This is a genomic window from Sphingomonas sp. DC1600-2, from assembly GCF_049897605.1.
GTDB lineage: Bacteria > Pseudomonadota > Alphaproteobacteria > Sphingomonadales > Sphingomonadaceae > Sphingomonas.
On sequence record NZ_JAFCWO010000007.1, the window covers coordinates 139,362 to 152,658 of the forward strand.

Here is a 13,297-nt window from a genome sequence, read left to right on the forward strand (position 1 = left end):
CGATATATCCTCAGCGCCGCGAAGAATGGCCCGCGCCAAACCGCAATACTCCTTCGACAAGCGCGTCGAGGTCATCTGCGGTGGTGCGGTGATTGACGAAAGCGGCGCGGATCGCGGGCCGATCCTTCACCAGCGTCAGGGACGGTGCGACGCGACCGGCATTGTGCAGATCCTCGACGATCGCACGGTTGATCGCGCCATCCCCGCCAACGCCGTCGGGCGCGTAACCGAAGCAAACGATGTTGAGCGCGACGGGAGCCAGAAGTTCCAGATCGGGTTCGGCCGCGATCCGCGCAGCCAATACGCGGGCCAACTGGCAGTTCGCAGCCATGGCCGCGCCCAATGCCTGGGTCCCGTAGGTCTTGAGCGTGAACCAGGTCTTGAGCGCCCGGAAGCTGCGCGAAAGATCGGGGCCGATATCGCATGGCCAGTCCCCGCCCGCCGCGAGGCCGGTCTCGGCGCGGGTCAAATAGCCCGCGGGCGATGCGAAGGTGTCTTTCAGCCATGCGCCTTCGCGGACAAGCAGGAAGCCGGCATCGTAGGGGACGTGCCCCCATTTGTGGAAATCGAACGCCATGCTATCGGCGCGTTCAATCCCCCGCAGCAGCGGCGCGATTTCTGGCGACAACATGCCAAGCGCGCCGAGCGCGCCATCGATATGGAAGTGCACACCTTCTTCGCCGGCAAGGTCCGCCAGGGCATCCAGGTCGTCGATCGCGCCGCTATTCACCGTACCGGCGGTGCCGATCAGCAGGAACGGCGTCAGCCCGGCGGCGCGATCGGCCCGGATAAACGCGCGGAGCGCGGCCACATCGATCCGCCCCGCAGCATCGGTGGCGACGCGGGTGAGCCCGTCGGAGCCATGCCCGGCCATTTCCAGCGCCCGGGGAACGCAGCCATGAACTTCGTTCGACGCATAAGCGATCAGACGCGGAGCCTTGGCCACGCCGCTTTGCCGCACAGTCGCGCCGCAAGTGCGCGTCCGCGCGACCAGCAGCGCGACGAAATTGGCTTGCGACGTTCCGGTCAGGAACAGGCCATCGGCACTCTCCGGAAAGGCGAAAATCTCCCGCACCCAGTCGCGGATCTGGCGCTCGATCAGGATCGGCATGTGGTCGCGCCCGCCCAGATTGGCGTTGAGGCCGCCGCTCAACATCTCGGCCAGCATGCCAACCGGGGTTCCGGCACCCTGCACCCATCCCATGAAGCCGGAATGCAGATTGCCGCCTGTATAAGGAAGGATCGCGTCCATGAAGGTCGCGTGCACAGTCGAGAGATCGGTCGGGGCCAGCGGCAGCGCTTCGTGCGCCGCAGCGCGGATGTGCGCGGGGGCCGGTTGCCACACGGGCTTGCGCGCGAGCCCTTCCAAATGGTCGATCATGTCATCGAGCATCTGGTGCCCCTGTGCGCGCAGGCTCGACCACTCTGCCGGATCGAGCGACGTCGGCGCGCGACGCAGGGCGCGCGCGGTTTCCACGTCGGGGCGCGTTGACTCCTCACAATCGGACGCGACCGGAACGGCGGGATCGAACATTACCACAGCGTCGCTTCTGCTGCACCAAGTCGCGCAGCGGCGGAAGGGGATGCGGCGTCCGGGCCCGACCTTCCACAGCCGCGCCGCCAAGGCATGGTGTGCAAGATCAGCACGGCATGGTCCGGATCAGCCCTTTGCCCGTTCGGGAAAGGCGTTTGACCTCGCGATCACGCGAGAACATTGATGTCGGTCTGGCTCGATCCGTAAGCGGCGGCGGGGATGGGCTTTGGCGGTGGTGGCGCATTCGGATCGGCCGAGATGCTGGTCTGAGCGTCCCGCGCTTGCTGCAACACCTCTGCGGCGCGTTTGATTGCCGCGGCGTCGCCGCTCTGGAGCGTTGCGCCGAGCGCGGCGAGCGGGCTTTTGGCGGGGGGCGTGCGGTTGGCGGTCAAGCGGGCATACGCCGTTTTCGCCGCCGTAACGTCACCCGATTGGGCGGCCGTCATCATTTTCAGATAATCCTGCCTGCGTTGTCGCAATGCCGCCATTTGGTTGCTCGACGCGGTCGAAGAGGTCGGCGATGCCGACGATATCGCGCTTACGCCCGTGCAGGTGCCCATGATGCCAGACTTCCCGTTGCCAGTGCTTCGACTTCCCCATCTTCATTCTAGGAAGCAATTTGGCGGCAGCGCGAAACCTGCGGAAATTTTGATGGTTACGCCTGCGCTAACCGAGGAAGGTGCTGGATTGCGGGACCATTTATCCGCCTTCAAAGCCGTGCCGTTGGTTTGTTTGGTGCGCCGCGTCGGCATGGCATGCAAGGAGAGGAATGGCGTCACGCAGATCTCACTCCCATCGACATCCTTGGCGTATCCCAACTTGCCGAGCACCATAAAACATGGGACCCGCGCGATAGATGGCCATTCGCCCCTCAACGTCTTTGCGTATTTCTTCGTTCCTGGTCATGCTCGGTGCGCTTCTGGTGGGCGCGTGCGTTCACCGGAAAACGCAGCCTGAGCCGGTAGACATCCTGACCGTATTGGCTAAGCGGCTGCCGGGCGGAAGCCCATCCGCCCAGCGCAAGGCGATGGTTGACACCATCCGTGCCGAGCTACGCGCCCTTGCTCCAAGGGCGGACACCCCTGCGTTTGAGACGGCTTTAACCATCGTTAACGCAATTCCGCGTGACGAGTTCGTGCGTGAAGACCGTCGCAGCGCCGCCTATGTCGACCTTCCGCAGGACATCGGTTACGGTCAGACGATCTCCGATCCGTATGTCGTCGCGATCATGACGGCAGCGCTAGACTTGCCCATTGGTGCCAATGTGCTGGATGTGGGGACTGGGTCGGGGTATCAGGCGGCGGTTCTGGCACGAATTGCTAAACGTGTATCATCGATCGAGATCGTTCCGCCTTTGGCGACATCCGCGTCGGAGCGGCTCGGTCGCCTTGGCTTTGCCAATGTCGAGGTTCGCACCGGCGACGGCTTTCTTGGTTGGCCGGAGTTTGCACCGTTCGACGGCATCATCGTCGCTGCGAGCGCGTCAGAGGTTCCGGCCCCATTGCTTGCCCAGCTTAAACCGGGCGGCAAACTTGTAATGCCGATCGGTCTAAGTGATAGCAGCACGCAGTTATTACGCTTTACAAAAAATGCCGATCGAAGCGTCGCGCGCTGTTCCTTAGGGGCAGCGCTCTTTGTTCCGTTGACTGGCGCGCGCGCGCGACCGTTCGCGCGTTACGGCCTGTTTGACCGATCGATTCCACTATGCTTCGGGGTGCCGATCGTGGGGATACTTTGAAGCTACAAATCGCGCCGACGCTGCTTCGGATTGCCGATGCGCTAGATTCTCGCTGCTTTTCGGTACTGAACCCCCGACAGTCAGAAAAACCGGCTCTTTTTGGAGCTACGCAAAAAAGTCCCTGCCCAATGGACAATCAGGACAATCGGATAAGACAACCCGGCACAAAGCCTTGGCGGAAGAGGTGGAAGCCAGTTTGTGCATGCTAAGTATCCCCATTTACTCTTAAAACTGTTCGACTGATTTGTCCGGTGCCCCCGCGAATGCCCCCCTTCGCGGAACTGTTCAGGCGGCGGAGCGGCGTCCGTTGAGCCAATCTTCGATGCTGGCTTCCCACCATCCGACTGCCCGGGCAGTCAGCCGGACCTGTTCGGGAAAGGCATGTGCGTCGATTTGGCGATAGATCGTCGCGCGGCTCAGCCCGGTAGTCGCGATCACATCATCGATCCGCAGGAAGCGCCCTCGATCGCTTGGCCGACCGAGATTTTTCGACTCAGCCAATGTGGGTCGACGTGCGGGCGCGCTCATGCTGCCACTCCCGCCAAATACGCCTGCAGCCTGGACTCCCGGACGTACAGGCGGTTGTTGGTCACCGGATCGACGCCGACACGCGCGAGCGCCTCGGTGCTCCCGTCGGCCGACAGCAGTTCGGCACCGCCCGGTACTTCCAGGATCACGTTCGTGCGCCGTGCATGCTTGAGCAGCCAGGCGCGCATCGGCTCACGATTCCAGGACGCGGGGCGTTCGCAATGGGCGATCACCGTCCCGGCCGCGTTCAAATCGATGACGACGCCAGTGCGATCCGGGCGCATCGCCGCCGGGAGCGCAAGCCGGGCAACCCGCTGCGACCCGAGCCACAGGCATTGGAAACCGCTGCAGGCGTCGGGGCGCTGATCGTAGATCGCGCAGCCGCCAGAGCTGCAATGCGCGCATGTCACCCGCTCTGGCTTCGGCGGTTCCATCGCCACGCGCATCAGCGTGCAGCAAAGGGTGCACGATCCGCACGCGCCGCTCATGCGGCCACCGCCAAAGTGTTGTAGCGCTCGCGGACCAGGGCACGCAGCGCGATGATCTTGCTTTGCGTGCCCGAAAGTATGCGCAGGTTCGCCCAGTCGGACCATTGTTGCGTGGTGCCGGTCAGCAGCGTCTGGAAGAGGCGATCTGGATCGATCGCTGGCCGTTCGTGCGCGAGCAGCGTCAGGATCGCACCGAGCATTGCCGCCGGCTGCACCAGCACCTCGTCGGGGAAGGATTCGCCGATCAAGGTCAGAGCCTGACCCAACGCGCGTTCGCCATGTTTGATGAACAGCGTTCGGAGCGACCCGACAATCATAAGCTCGCCCGGCGCGACATGGGCAGGCTGTTCGTGAGGGGCGATCTTAAGGCCGGCCGCATCGACCAGGCGCGCGATCGCCAGCGCGTCGGCATCGCCAGCGCCGAGCGCCGCACGGAAGTCGTCGATGCGGCTCATCCGCTTGCGGCCGCGGTTTGAGGCGATGAAAATCCGCGCTTCCTCGGCCGGGCCGGCGCAACGCTTCAGCACGCACGGCAATTGCGTGATGTCGCCGCGCAGCTCGGCCGCCGCGCGCCGGTGCTGCCCATCGATGACGAACAACGAATCGTCGGGACGACGGGAGACCTTGAGCACGTCAAACACGTCCCAATCCCATTCGGCTGCGATCGCGCGGATCAACTTGCGCGATGCGTCGGTCTCGATCGAGCGCTGGTAGCTGTCGTCGATGCGAAGCTCGCCGAGCGGCACCCATTCGATAGACGGCTGTCGGCCCCGAGGTAGAGCATAGGAGGGCATACCCCCCCCCCGCGGCTTTTTTGGAAGCAACGGTCATTGATACCCCCTGCCGGTCTTGAGGACGGCTGCAGCGAGCTTCTGGCTACCGAGGCGCGCGTCGGTCAGGCGCTTCCGGTCGGCACCGGTGTCGCGCATATAGGCATGGACGCGCCGGACATGATCCAGCCGCACGCCGAGAAAACCGGCGATTTCCTGATCAGAATGGCCGAGATCGGCCATATCCATCACTGCGGTTTCAAACGATGTGGTGCGGCCTCCGCCGTGGATGATCGCGCCCATCACTCGGCCGCCTCGAGCATGTCGTCGGCATCGGCCGCGACGGCGGATTCGTTGCCGCGGAAGCGGAGCAGCGGATGCACCCAGTTCGCGGCCGCCTGCGCCTTCGATGCGCGGGTGGCGGGATGCTGTCCGGTGACGACCTGCAGGACCTGACGCGAGATCTCGCTTCCCTTCAGCCGCGCCCAGGTGGCGAAGGTGACCCGCTCGACCATCGGCTCGGCGATCGCGAGGCGTTGTTCCTTGCCGAGCAGATCGAGCAGCTCCACCGTCGGCTGCCAGAAATCGCGCAGGCCCTCATCGGTGGCGAGGCCGACCATGTCGGCAAGGGCGTCGTGCAGTGGGACGCTGTAATCGCCGTAATTGAGCGACCGTTCGATCGCGAGGCCTGCGGCGATCGTCGCGGCAAGCGATTTGAAGTCTTCGGCCTGGTCGCGATAGGACTGGAACGCAGCCACGAGATCGTCGCTGCTGAAGGCCGGGCACAGGTGCATGTCGCGCATGGCGTCCATCCACAGCCGGTTGCCCGGCATCGCCTGGATCAGGCCGCGTGCGCTGTCAGGCCCGGCCGAGGCCGGTGCCAGGCGTGCGACACCGATCGCGTTGCCCGGCGTGTTCGGCGCGATCATCTGGCGCAATTGCGACCAGACCAGGAAATCGCGGCCGACAGTGCCGCCATCGCGCGCATTGCCGACCAGGGCGGCGCGCAGGATCGATCGACGCAGCGCGCGGAAAACGTCGACGCCTTCCTGGGTGATGCCCTCCTCTTGCTTGATCGCCGCATCGGCCGCGCGGCGCGCGTCAAACCCCGCGACTTGGCTGACGGCCGCGCCGATCGCGCGCGGCTTGGCGGCTGGCGCGGCGGTGTCGACGGGTTTGCGCGTGCTGTACTTCGCCTTCGTGCTTTCCCACCAGAAACTGATTTTGGGGTCACCACTCGCGGCGATCTGGATGTAACCGACGACATCGCCGTCGGGCATGGTGATTTCGGTTTCCTCGCCCAGCACCACCGCGAGTTCCGGAATATTGAGGAAATGATCTGGTCCGCCAAAGCTCGCCTGCGGCGGTTGTGGAACGAAGCGCAGATCGGGCCGCGCGGCGCGGCGGCGGATCTCGTCGCGCACACCCGCCAGCGCGGCATCGGCAAGCTGGCGCAGCAAATCGGGATGGCAGATCAGCGCGCGCGCCGGTGCGGCGTCGGCAGGATCGTCGAAAAGGTCGAGTTCCAGCGCGCCACCGGCATCGAGATAGGTTTGCTGCCCGACAAAGCGGAGCAGCCGCGCCGCCTCGGCATCGCCGATCTTCAGCCAGGCGCGGATGCGATCGGGCGTCTGCTCGAGCGGGGACAAGAGGCGCAGCGCGTTGAATGCGGCAAGCTGCAGTGTCTGTTGCTCGGTCGCGCCATAGGCTTCGGCCTGCGCCTGCGAAATCGTGCCTGCCTTCAGTGCATCGAAGATCGGCGGGGCAAGCATGCCCAGCCGATAGGCGCGATAGGTGAAGCGCGGTTCCTGGCCGAGCCGCTCGGCGATCGTCTCGAGCGAATCGCCCGCCATATGCGAGCGCACCACGCCCTGGGCGATCTCGTACATTTCGAGATCGAGCCGCATCATGTTCTCGGCCTGGCTTTCCTCGAGCAGCTGCGCCTCGGTCAGCTGATCGCGCACGACGACGTCGATCGGCCAGTCGGCCGGGAGCGCGCCCGCCTTGATCAGCGCGCCGATCGCGCGGCACCGGCGCCCGCCGGCATGCACGCCATAGCGTTCCTTGCCGCCCTTCAGCGGATGGACCTTCAGCGCGTTGACCAGGCCGAGCGCGAGGATCGAGCGGCCGAGCGCCTCGATCGTCATTTGCGCTTTGCGATTGGTGCGGACGTTGAAGCGGCTGATCTCGAGCTGATCGAAGGTCACCGCCTTGCGCAGGATCGCGGGCGGGAGTTGCTGAGGCCGCGCAGACGCGATCGTCGCGGGAAACTCGGTCGGGGTGCTGGTCATGGGCACGCTCCTTCGGTTAGGACCGAGCGAGCGGGTGCCACCGCTGGACGGTCAGGGGCGGGGGCGAGGTTGGTCACCTCGCCTCCAGAGATCGGAAACATGCGCAGCGGGCGCGGCGCAGGGCGCCAGCGCGTGCAGCGCGCGGCGAGATCGAGGAAATCCACAGGCGGATGGCCGGGGCGGTTGCCCCACCAGGCGCGCGCCTCGGCCTCGCGCTCAGGCGTGAAATTCTGCACGCAATCGAGCGTGCCGCAGCGGGCCGTGCAAAAGCCGCGATCGCCAAAGCCGATCACGCGCGCGCCTCGCTGGTCGCGGCCGCGCGGGCGGCGCGCCATTGGTTGAAGGCGGTGCGATGCTGGGGGCAAAGGTCTTTCCCCGGCGCTGGCTGGTGCGCGCAGCGAGCGCACACCGGCGCATCGCACGTGCCGCTCTTCCTGGTCGGGACCTTCCAGTCGCACAGGCGGGTGGCAGGGCGACCGCAGCCGCAGCGTTGGCGCGTCCGGGACGAGCAGACGATGGCAGAGCCGCCACCGGGTAAGGAGACGTGGTCGCACGTCATGATCGCGCCTCGGCCGATGCGGCGCGCGCGGCGTCCTCGCCAGCTTGCAGATAGCCGATCAGCTCGCACAAAAACGCGTACATTTCGCGCCTACGATCTGTGTTCTCCTCGCGGGCCAACCACGCTGAACCAGTCCAATCCAGCAACTCTTCGCGTTTTTCCGCCCACTCGGAGGGCTCGCCCAGCGCCTCTCGCACAGCGGTGCCGCCTACTGGCAGGAGGGTGAGAGCTTCGCGCACGGCACGCGCTGCCACCGGATAAGGAATGAGTCCGATCGCGGTGTCGGTGCTTTTGTGGACGCCCGCGTGAAACAGCAGGGAGCGGACTTTGTCCGCGTCTGCGAAGCAGAGCGCGTCGGTGGGATACACGCCGCTCATCAGCAACACCCCCACAGATCATCGTCGTCGCAGGCGTCGCAAAGATCGTCGGTCCTGGACATCGATGCCTGGCCACACACGCGGCACGGCTTTGCCTCAGGCGTATAATCGAGCGTGCGAAAGGCGAGAGCGTCAGCCCAGTCGATCTGACTGGCGTATTGTGGACCGCGCACCTCGAGGCGACGGTCAATCACGATTACGCGGGTTTCCTGGTCGACCACGGGCGGCACAAAGCGATCGAGCTCGCGGAAGCCGAGCGCCTCGACATAGGTCTGCGCGGCCCAGTCGATGCCATCGGCGTGGATCGTGCCCTGGATCATGCCGACACCATCGCCGAGGCCATCAGCCGAAGGGTCGCGGTCTTGGTCCAGTTCTCGAGCAATCCCTTGTCGGGGCTGAAGGTGCAGGTGGACACGACGCCGGCGCAGGATAGCCGGCTACCATCATAGCGCGTGCGATATGCGGCCCCGTGGTTAGCGACGAGGCCGTCGATGATCGTCGCGGCGGGAACGCCCGCCCGAGTCAGCTTGCCGACATAGTCGGTCGCTGCGATCAGCTTTTGCCGTTTTAGATCGATCGCGTCCATCAGTGCACCCGATCGAACGAAAAGGCGGGATGGGACCGATCGTGACGCGGATCGGTCAGTCGGACATCCAGCACGTCCGAAATCCCGCGCACCTCGTCACGCAAGAGCTCGCGCGCTTCGGCCTCAGCCTGCTCGGCCGATGAGGCCAGGATCGCGTAGGAACGCTGATCCTCTCTGGTGACTTCAAAATCGATCGTGACGACGATCTCGCGCTCGCCACGATCGTCGAACAATGCCCAATGGCGATCGTAATAGCGACGGCATGCCTGCAGCGATGCCGGGTAGGGCATGGCGGCGATCTCTTGGAGCATGGGCTTTGGCATCACGCCGCCTCCCGCAGTTCTGCACGAGCATCGCGGCGCGCGAGAGTCATCAACCTGCCTTTGACGCTGTTGGGTTTCCTGCTGATCCGCCGCGCGATCTCAGCGATATTGATGCCCTGCGCCTCGAGCGTCAGGAGGAGCGCGTCGTCGGCCGCCGAGAATGGGCGGACAATGTGGCCGCCGCGGTTATAGGGCTCGGTTGGCTGGGTGCACCGGCCTTGGAACTTTAGCGGAGCATCGGCGCCGACGCGCAGACACTGCCAATTGATCGCATTGGCACTGATCGAGACACCCTGTTCGCCGAAATGCGCCGCGATGCGTTCGCTGCTCCAACCCCGCTCCCGCAGGCGAGCCATCTCATCAATCTGGTCGTCGGACAGCCGTCGGCGCTGACGTGAAGTAACCTCTGCCATTGCTACAGCCCCAACACGGATTTGTAGGTTTCGAGGATCGCCTCGGCCTCGTCACGATGGTGCTTTTCCATCTTGCGCAAGCGCACGATCGTGCGGATCGTCTTGACGTCGAATCCGGTCGATTTGGCCTCGCCGTAGACATCCTTGATGTCGTCAGCGATGCCCTTCTTCTCTTCCTCGAGGCGCTCGATCCGCTCGATGAGCAAGCGGAGCTGGTCGCCGGAAATGCTGTCGCTCATGCCGCAGCTTCCTCTTTCAGGCGTTCAAACCTTGGATCCTCGTAGGCACGTCGCCCAACGCCGCCGAGTTCGCGCCAAAGGTCGCGCACTCGTCGTGAGCCCCAGCAGTGGAAGGGGGCGTAATTGTGCAGGAACCGCATCAGGTCCGGCAGGCGATCGAGCGAAACCTCGTCGGCGCTGGTCGCCGCATTCAGCAGATCGTTCGCGAAAACGGCACTGAGGAAGCTGCCGGTGGATGTGCCATGCAAGATATGCGCGCGGACACCGGTCCACAGATGGTCCGGGACAAGTGACCGGCCCGCTGCGATCTGCTCGTCGACCGATGCGACTGTGACGCTCACAGACCGAACAGCGCGCGCAGCGCCGCTCCCAGATTGCCGGTGGCGGCGACCGCCAGCAGGCCAGCCACCATGCCGAGCGCGAACAGGCTGGGGCCACGGTGCAGAAGGCGGTGCAGCAGCGCGCGGCGCGGATCGCTGGGGCTGGGCGGGCGGCAGCTGGGGCAGCTGCAGTCCATGCGGTGCGTGATTTCCGGGCGCGGCCGGACGGCAAGGTCAAGTCTCATCGTGGCGTCTCCCGCTGGATCATCGCGAAGCCGGTCGCGAGCGCGACCAAAGCGAGCCACAAGGCCGCTTTCGCCAAGGAAGGTTTGCTAAGCAGCAGCACGCTGACGCCGAAACCGGCGGCGGCGATCGCGAGATCGATCGCGCGGCGCGCCAGGCGTGCGCGCCGGGGGCGGCGGTTACCGTCGGCGCTCATTGGACGACGCTCGCCGCAGGCGGCGTGGCGCAGGCTGAGCACAGATCGGGCTCGGACCAGAAACACGCCCAGCCGAGCGCGTCCATGCAGGCATCGCCATCACTGCACGCGCAAATGCGGCACAGGATCGGCGCGGGAAGATCCGCGCCCTGGGCGATCGCTTCGAGCTGGGCGAGCACGGTCAAATCAAAGCGATAGGCGAGCCGCAGCGCGACGATGGTGGTGAAGGTGGCGGGCGTGGCGTCGGCTTCGATCAGCTCGAGCCATTCGCCGCGCAGATGCTCGGACGTCTGCGGCTCGGTCGAGACGCGCGCGGCGACATCGGCGATGCTGAGCCCGGCGCGCTGGCGGCAGCGCTTTAGGTACGCGCCGGGGGTGATGGTGCCGGTCATGATGACAGGCCGTCGGTCAGGACGCTGGTCGCCGCAGCGCCGGTGAGCCGTGCCGACACAGGCTCGACGATCGTCATCTCGATGACGGGGTCGACCGCATAGTGCAGGGCGTGCGCCAGCTCGATCTTGGCGAGCGAAATAGCGAGACGTGCGCGCCGGATCCGCGCCAGCGCAGCAAAGGATCCGGTCGACCGCTCGATCGGCCGCAGCGCGTCCTGGATCGCGTCCAGGTCGATCATGATCGAAACGATGGCGGCGCGGTTGCTCATGCGGGTTTCCAGGCAGCAGTTTTCCCACCCCGCCAGCGGATGCGGCGAGGGGGCGACGGTTCGGCGATACAGGTTCGGTCAAGCCCGGGGGCGGGCCGGGCGGATCATGGCGGTTGTTGCTCGTGCGCGATCAGCGACTGGATCACCGCGACGGCGCGGTGGTTGGCCTCGATCGATTCGACGGTTTCCTTGAGCGCCTTTTTCAGCGTGCGGCTGTCGGCACCGGGCAAGCTCGCCTCGATCAGCGCGACGTGCGCGTCGCCGCCTTCCTTGACCACATCGCAGGTGACGCGGCTGATCGCATAGGCGTTGCTGAAAAGCTCGGGCTGGGCCGCGTGCAGGATGGTGGCGACGGCTTCGAAGATCGGCATGCCCGGGAAGCCGGCACGCATATGCGCAACGTCGAGCTTGATCATGTCGATCACGGTCAGTTGCGCGCGCTGGTCGGGATCCGACAGCATGCGGAGATAGCCTGCGGTGCGCCCGGTCGCCTCGACCGCGCCCGACATGGTGAGCGCGCCGAGGACCTTGTAAAGCGCATCCTCGACGGTGAGCGGCTGGCGCAGCTTGGTCATGCCGCCACCGCCTGCGCTGTAAACCATGCGGGCGATGCCAGCAGCATGGCCCCGGTGCGATCGATACAGAGGGGAGGTGGCACCGCCATGGGGGAGAGGGACCCGATGACGGTGCCGGTACGCGAACAGGACGGGTTGGGGGCACGTGCGCCAAGTCGAAACACCGAAACCCCAGGGCAAAGGTTCCGGACGCACGCGATCCGGCCGACCCGTCGGCGGCCGAAACGGGAAAAGGGGGACGTCGACGGCAGGCGGGAGCGCACCCGCCGCCGACGCTCGCCGCCCGGGTGGCGGCAGAGGGAAAGGGATTGTGCTGACCCCGTCACCGCGCGGGCTCCAGGCTGGCGCGGGGGGTAGCCGAGTCGTCGGGGTAGATGTCGGGGCGGAGCACCTCTTTCGGGATGCCGGTTTCGCGCTCCACCAAGAGGACGTGTTCGGCAGGGAGAGGCTTGTTGAGCTTCAGCCAACCCCACACCGCAGCTTGCGTGACCCCTACGAGGCGACCCATCGCGGATTGCGATCCAACCCGCGAAATTGCTTCGCGCAATGCATCCGTGGGGGAGAGTTGTTCCATGAGGGTAATCTAAAGGCAAATCTGTAGGTGCGTCAACAGATAAATCTTCAGATCGTCGCTACAGGGAAAGTTGTAGCAAAAGGCGTGCTCGATGCCTCCCGCCTCCGCGCCCGCATGGCCGAACGAAAGCTCTCACAGTCGGAGTTGGCTAGGCGCGTGGGTATTAGCCAAGCGTCGATTTACAACCTCGTATCCGGCAAGGGATATGGGTCCAAGCACATCCATCTTATTGCGCGAGAGCTTGGCACTACACCGGCTTACCTGACAGGTGAAACCGACCAGCCCGAAGATGACACCCCAGATGCGCCACGGCTCGACTCGGAGATACGGGAACTTTTTGACCACCTCCTGGCGATGGACACGGCCGACCGCCGCGCGATCGCGCAGATCGCGCGCGGCCTGACACGACACGCACCCAGCGGAAGGGACGTCTTTACGGTCCACGCGCCCGTGACAAGCTATCGCGGGCCGCCGGTCAGCGAGAACGCGCTGGGGCAAATGATCGAGGGGTTGCTGCGGGCTGTTGATCTGACGGCTCCCGTGCCCGAGCTCGCTCGTGAGCTTGCAGAGCTGTGGCCCACCGCGATCGCGCAAGTGCAAGGTCCTCTCTACGCGTTGGACGATGAGACGCCGGCGGCTCCAGCAGAATCGCCTGCAACTCTCGCCAGCGCCGGTCGCGCACCGCGGTGATGACGGCGCACTGCACATCGCAGCGCAGACAGCGCAATTCGCACGCGGGCGACGCCCGATACACGGTTCCAGTCATTATGCCGAACGCAGGGTTATGCCGCATGGCCGTTCAGAATGGTGGTTTTCCGTGGATCAGCCATGCGGAAGTTCGGCATAATCAGACGGCTTCGAATGACCGCCTTGGTGATGATC

25 protein-coding genes are annotated in these 13,297 nt (G+C 65.2%); 2 read left to right on the top strand and 23 right to left on the bottom strand.

Annotation, left to right across the window (positions count from 1 at the left end):
• Nucleotides 1-10 precede the first annotated feature (10 nt).
• From ACP7BL_RS13835 to ACP7BL_RS13850, 4 genes are all read right to left on the bottom strand, one after another.
• A complete protein-coding gene (locus ACP7BL_RS13835) occupies nt 11-1,534 on the bottom strand; it encodes a pyridoxal phosphate-dependent decarboxylase family protein (RefSeq protein ID WP_299112570.1) in 1,524 nt (507 codons plus the stop codon).
• Nucleotides 1,535-1,701: 167 nt separating this feature from the next.
• Nucleotides 1,702-1,983 (bottom strand): hypothetical protein, encoded by a 282-nt coding sequence (locus ACP7BL_RS13840; RefSeq protein WP_426258604.1) that lies wholly within the window; start codon nt 1,981-1,983, stop codon nt 1,702-1,704.
• Nucleotides 1,958-2,140 (bottom strand): hypothetical protein, encoded by a 183-nt coding sequence (locus ACP7BL_RS13845; RefSeq protein WP_426258605.1) that lies wholly within the window; start codon nt 2,138-2,140, stop codon nt 1,958-1,960. The genes ACP7BL_RS13840 and ACP7BL_RS13845 overlap by 26 nt, the downstream gene beginning before the upstream one ends.
• Nucleotides 2,137-2,367: a hypothetical protein gene (locus ACP7BL_RS13850; protein WP_299112576.1), complete on the bottom strand. Its 231-nt coding sequence runs from the start codon at nt 2,365-2,367 to the stop codon at nt 2,137-2,139. Before ACP7BL_RS13850 ends, ACP7BL_RS13845 begins: the two co-directional genes overlap by 4 nt.
• Nucleotides 2,368-2,390: 23 nt before the next feature.
• On the opposite strand from ACP7BL_RS13850, the gene ACP7BL_RS13855 reads away from it, so the two are divergent.
• Nucleotides 2,391-3,272, top strand: coding sequence for a protein-L-isoaspartate(D-aspartate) O-methyltransferase (locus ACP7BL_RS13855; protein WP_299112579.1), 882 nt, complete (start codon nt 2,391-2,393; stop codon nt 3,270-3,272).
• 285 nt (nt 3,273-3,557) lie between these two features.
• Here the strand turns inward: ACP7BL_RS13855 and ACP7BL_RS13860 are convergent, their stop codons facing one another.
• The 19 genes from ACP7BL_RS13860 to ACP7BL_RS13950 all read right to left on the bottom strand — a co-directional run bounded on the left by ACP7BL_RS13860 (nt 3,558) and on the right by ACP7BL_RS13950 (nt 12,415).
• Complete coding sequence (locus tag ACP7BL_RS13860) at nt 3,558-3,800, bottom strand: helix-turn-helix transcriptional regulator (protein ID WP_126846386.1); 243 nt, start codon at nt 3,798-3,800, stop codon at nt 3,558-3,560.
• Nucleotides 3,797-4,288 carry a hypothetical protein gene (locus ACP7BL_RS13865; protein WP_260591500.1) on the bottom strand — a complete coding sequence of 164 codons (492 nt, stop codon included), beginning with the start codon at nt 4,286-4,288 and terminating at the stop codon, nt 3,797-3,799. The genes ACP7BL_RS13860 and ACP7BL_RS13865 overlap by 4 nt, the downstream gene beginning before the upstream one ends.
• Complete coding sequence (locus ACP7BL_RS13870) at nt 4,285-5,082, bottom strand: DUF6551 family protein (protein ID WP_126846387.1); 798 nt, start codon at nt 5,080-5,082, stop codon at nt 4,285-4,287. Before ACP7BL_RS13870 ends, ACP7BL_RS13865 begins: the two co-directional genes overlap by 4 nt.
• Nucleotides 5,083-5,115: 33 nt before the next feature.
• Complete coding sequence (locus tag ACP7BL_RS13875) at nt 5,116-5,361, bottom strand: hypothetical protein (RefSeq protein ID WP_126846388.1); 246 nt, start codon at nt 5,359-5,361, stop codon at nt 5,116-5,118.
• Nucleotides 5,361-7,349 (bottom strand): ParB/RepB/Spo0J family partition protein, encoded by a 1,989-nt coding sequence (locus ACP7BL_RS13880; RefSeq protein ID WP_126846390.1) that lies wholly within the window; start codon nt 7,347-7,349, stop codon nt 5,361-5,363. The genes ACP7BL_RS13875 and ACP7BL_RS13880 overlap by 1 nt, the downstream gene beginning before the upstream one ends.
• Nucleotides 7,346-7,684, bottom strand: a complete 339-nt coding sequence (locus ACP7BL_RS13885) for a hypothetical protein (protein ID WP_126846392.1) — start codon at nt 7,682-7,684, stop codon at nt 7,346-7,348. The genes ACP7BL_RS13880 and ACP7BL_RS13885 overlap by 4 nt, the downstream gene beginning before the upstream one ends.
• Nucleotides 7,685-7,904: 220 nt before the next feature.
• Nucleotides 7,905-8,285, bottom strand: a complete 381-nt coding sequence (locus ACP7BL_RS13890) for a hypothetical protein (RefSeq protein ID WP_085364578.1) — start codon at nt 8,283-8,285, stop codon at nt 7,905-7,907.
• Nucleotides 8,285-8,605: a hypothetical protein gene (locus ACP7BL_RS13895; RefSeq protein WP_126846394.1), complete on the bottom strand. Its 321-nt coding sequence runs from the start codon at nt 8,603-8,605 to the stop codon at nt 8,285-8,287. Before ACP7BL_RS13895 ends, ACP7BL_RS13890 begins: the two co-directional genes overlap by 1 nt.
• Nucleotides 8,602-8,871 (bottom strand): hypothetical protein, encoded by a 270-nt coding sequence (locus ACP7BL_RS13900; RefSeq protein WP_033966405.1) that lies wholly within the window; start codon nt 8,869-8,871, stop codon nt 8,602-8,604. Before ACP7BL_RS13900 ends, ACP7BL_RS13895 begins: the two co-directional genes overlap by 4 nt.
• Nucleotides 8,871-9,194: a hypothetical protein gene (locus ACP7BL_RS13905; protein WP_126846396.1), complete on the bottom strand. Its 324-nt coding sequence runs from the start codon at nt 9,192-9,194 to the stop codon at nt 8,871-8,873. The genes ACP7BL_RS13900 and ACP7BL_RS13905 overlap by 1 nt, the downstream gene beginning before the upstream one ends.
• Complete coding sequence (locus ACP7BL_RS13910) at nt 9,194-9,607, bottom strand: hypothetical protein (protein WP_126846398.1); 414 nt, start codon at nt 9,605-9,607, stop codon at nt 9,194-9,196. The genes ACP7BL_RS13905 and ACP7BL_RS13910 overlap by 1 nt, the downstream gene beginning before the upstream one ends.
• A gap of 2 nt (nt 9,608-9,609) precedes the next feature.
• Complete coding sequence (locus ACP7BL_RS13915) at nt 9,610-9,846, bottom strand: DUF2312 domain-containing protein (protein ID WP_126846400.1); 237 nt, start codon at nt 9,844-9,846, stop codon at nt 9,610-9,612.
• Nucleotides 9,843-10,187 (bottom strand): hypothetical protein, encoded by a 345-nt coding sequence (locus ACP7BL_RS13920; protein ID WP_126846402.1) that lies wholly within the window; start codon nt 10,185-10,187, stop codon nt 9,843-9,845. Before ACP7BL_RS13920 ends, ACP7BL_RS13915 begins: the two co-directional genes overlap by 4 nt.
• The gene (locus tag ACP7BL_RS13925; RefSeq protein ID WP_126846404.1) at nt 10,184-10,411 is read right to left on the bottom strand and encodes a hypothetical protein; all 228 of its coding nucleotides are present in this window, start codon (nt 10,409-10,411) and stop codon (nt 10,184-10,186) included. Before ACP7BL_RS13925 ends, ACP7BL_RS13920 begins: the two co-directional genes overlap by 4 nt.
• Complete coding sequence (locus ACP7BL_RS13930; RefSeq protein ID WP_126846406.1) at nt 10,408-10,605, bottom strand: hypothetical protein; 198 nt, start codon at nt 10,603-10,605, stop codon at nt 10,408-10,410. Before ACP7BL_RS13930 ends, ACP7BL_RS13925 begins: the two co-directional genes overlap by 4 nt.
• The gene (locus tag ACP7BL_RS13935; protein ID WP_126846408.1) at nt 10,602-10,997 is read right to left on the bottom strand and encodes a helix-turn-helix domain-containing protein; all 396 of its coding nucleotides are present in this window, start codon (nt 10,995-10,997) and stop codon (nt 10,602-10,604) included. Before ACP7BL_RS13935 ends, ACP7BL_RS13930 begins: the two co-directional genes overlap by 4 nt.
• Nucleotides 10,994-11,266: a hypothetical protein gene (locus ACP7BL_RS13940; protein ID WP_126846410.1), complete on the bottom strand. Its 273-nt coding sequence runs from the start codon at nt 11,264-11,266 to the stop codon at nt 10,994-10,996. Before ACP7BL_RS13940 ends, ACP7BL_RS13935 begins: the two co-directional genes overlap by 4 nt.
• Before the next feature lie 104 nt (nt 11,267-11,370).
• Nucleotides 11,371-11,868: a hypothetical protein gene (locus tag ACP7BL_RS13945; protein WP_010403021.1), complete on the bottom strand. Its 498-nt coding sequence runs from the start codon at nt 11,866-11,868 to the stop codon at nt 11,371-11,373.
• A gap of 295 nt (nt 11,869-12,163) precedes the next feature.
• Nucleotides 12,164-12,415: a transcriptional regulator gene (locus ACP7BL_RS13950; protein ID WP_126846412.1), complete on the bottom strand. Its 252-nt coding sequence runs from the start codon at nt 12,413-12,415 to the stop codon at nt 12,164-12,166.
• Between the two features lie 84 nt (nt 12,416-12,499).
• Between ACP7BL_RS13950 and ACP7BL_RS13955 the strand changes: the two genes are divergently transcribed.
• Nucleotides 12,500-13,105: a helix-turn-helix domain-containing protein gene (locus ACP7BL_RS13955; RefSeq protein WP_126846414.1), complete on the top strand. Its 606-nt coding sequence runs from the start codon at nt 12,500-12,502 to the stop codon at nt 13,103-13,105.
• The last annotated feature ends 192 nt before the right edge of the window (nt 13,106-13,297 follow it).

Bases quoted from the DNA above. Each gene is read 5' to 3' on its own strand.
- ACP7BL_RS13890 (WP_085364578.1), bottom strand. From the start codon at position 8,285: ATGAGCGGCGTGTATCCCACCGACGCGCTCTGCTTCGCAGACGCGGAC.
- ACP7BL_RS13880 (WP_126846390.1), bottom strand. From the start codon at position 7,349: ATGACCAGCACCCCGACCGAGTTTCCCGCGACGATCGCGTCTGCGCGG.
- ACP7BL_RS13865 (WP_260591500.1), bottom strand. From the start codon at position 4,288: ATGAGCGGCGCGTGCGGATCGTGCACCCTTTGCTGCACGCTGATGCGC.
- ACP7BL_RS13895 (WP_126846394.1), bottom strand. From the start codon at position 8,605: ATGATCCAGGGCACGATCCACGCCGATGGCATCGACTGGGCCGCGCAG.
- ACP7BL_RS13935 (WP_126846408.1), bottom strand. From the start codon at position 10,997: ATGACCGGCACCATCACCCCCGGCGCGTACCTAAAGCGCTGCCGCCAG.
- ACP7BL_RS13950 (WP_126846412.1), bottom strand. From the start codon at position 12,415: ATGGAACAACTCTCCCCCACGGATGCATTGCGCGAAGCAATTTCGCGG.
- ACP7BL_RS13940 (WP_126846410.1), bottom strand. From the start codon at position 11,266: ATGAGCAACCGCGCCGCCATCGTTTCGATCATGATCGACCTGGACGCG.
- ACP7BL_RS13905 (WP_126846396.1), bottom strand. From the start codon at position 9,194: ATGCCAAAGCCCATGCTCCAAGAGATCGCCGCCATGCCCTACCCGGCA.
- ACP7BL_RS13850 (WP_299112576.1), bottom strand. From the start codon at position 2,367: ATGGTGCTCGGCAAGTTGGGATACGCCAAGGATGTCGATGGGAGTGAG.
- ACP7BL_RS13875 (WP_126846388.1), bottom strand. From the start codon at position 5,361: ATGGGCGCGATCATCCACGGCGGAGGCCGCACCACATCGTTTGAAACC.
- ACP7BL_RS13910 (WP_126846398.1), bottom strand. From the start codon at position 9,607: ATGGCAGAGGTTACTTCACGTCAGCGCCGACGGCTGTCCGACGACCAG.
- ACP7BL_RS13915 (WP_126846400.1), bottom strand. From the start codon at position 9,846: ATGAGCGACAGCATTTCCGGCGACCAGCTCCGCTTGCTCATCGAGCGG.
- ACP7BL_RS13900 (WP_033966405.1), bottom strand. From the start codon at position 8,871: ATGGACGCGATCGATCTAAAACGGCAAAAGCTGATCGCAGCGACCGAC.
- ACP7BL_RS13870 (WP_126846387.1), bottom strand. From the start codon at position 5,082: ATGCCCTCCTATGCTCTACCTCGGGGCCGACAGCCGTCTATCGAATGG.
- ACP7BL_RS13835 (WP_299112570.1), bottom strand. From the start codon at position 1,534: ATGTTCGATCCCGCCGTTCCGGTCGCGTCCGATTGTGAGGAGTCAACG.
- ACP7BL_RS13840 (WP_426258604.1), bottom strand. From the start codon at position 1,983: ATGATGACGGCCGCCCAATCGGGTGACGTTACGGCGGCGAAAACGGCG.
- ACP7BL_RS13925 (WP_126846404.1), bottom strand. From the start codon at position 10,411: ATGAGACTTGACCTTGCCGTCCGGCCGCGCCCGGAAATCACGCACCGC.
- ACP7BL_RS13945 (WP_010403021.1), bottom strand. From the start codon at position 11,868: ATGGTTTACAGCGCAGGCGGTGGCGGCATGACCAAGCTGCGCCAGCCG.
- ACP7BL_RS13845 (WP_426258605.1), bottom strand. From the start codon at position 2,140: ATGAAGATGGGGAAGTCGAAGCACTGGCAACGGGAAGTCTGGCATCAT.
- ACP7BL_RS13930 (WP_126846406.1), bottom strand. From the start codon at position 10,605: ATGAGCGCCGACGGTAACCGCCGCCCCCGGCGCGCACGCCTGGCGCGC.
- ACP7BL_RS13885 (WP_126846392.1), bottom strand. From the start codon at position 7,684: ATGGCGCGCCGCCCGCGCGGCCGCGACCAGCGAGGCGCGCGCGTGATC.
- ACP7BL_RS13860 (WP_126846386.1), bottom strand. From the start codon at position 3,800: ATGAGCGCGCCCGCACGTCGACCCACATTGGCTGAGTCGAAAAATCTC.
- ACP7BL_RS13855 (WP_299112579.1), top strand. From the start codon at position 2,391: ATGGCCATTCGCCCCTCAACGTCTTTGCGTATTTCTTCGTTCCTGGTC.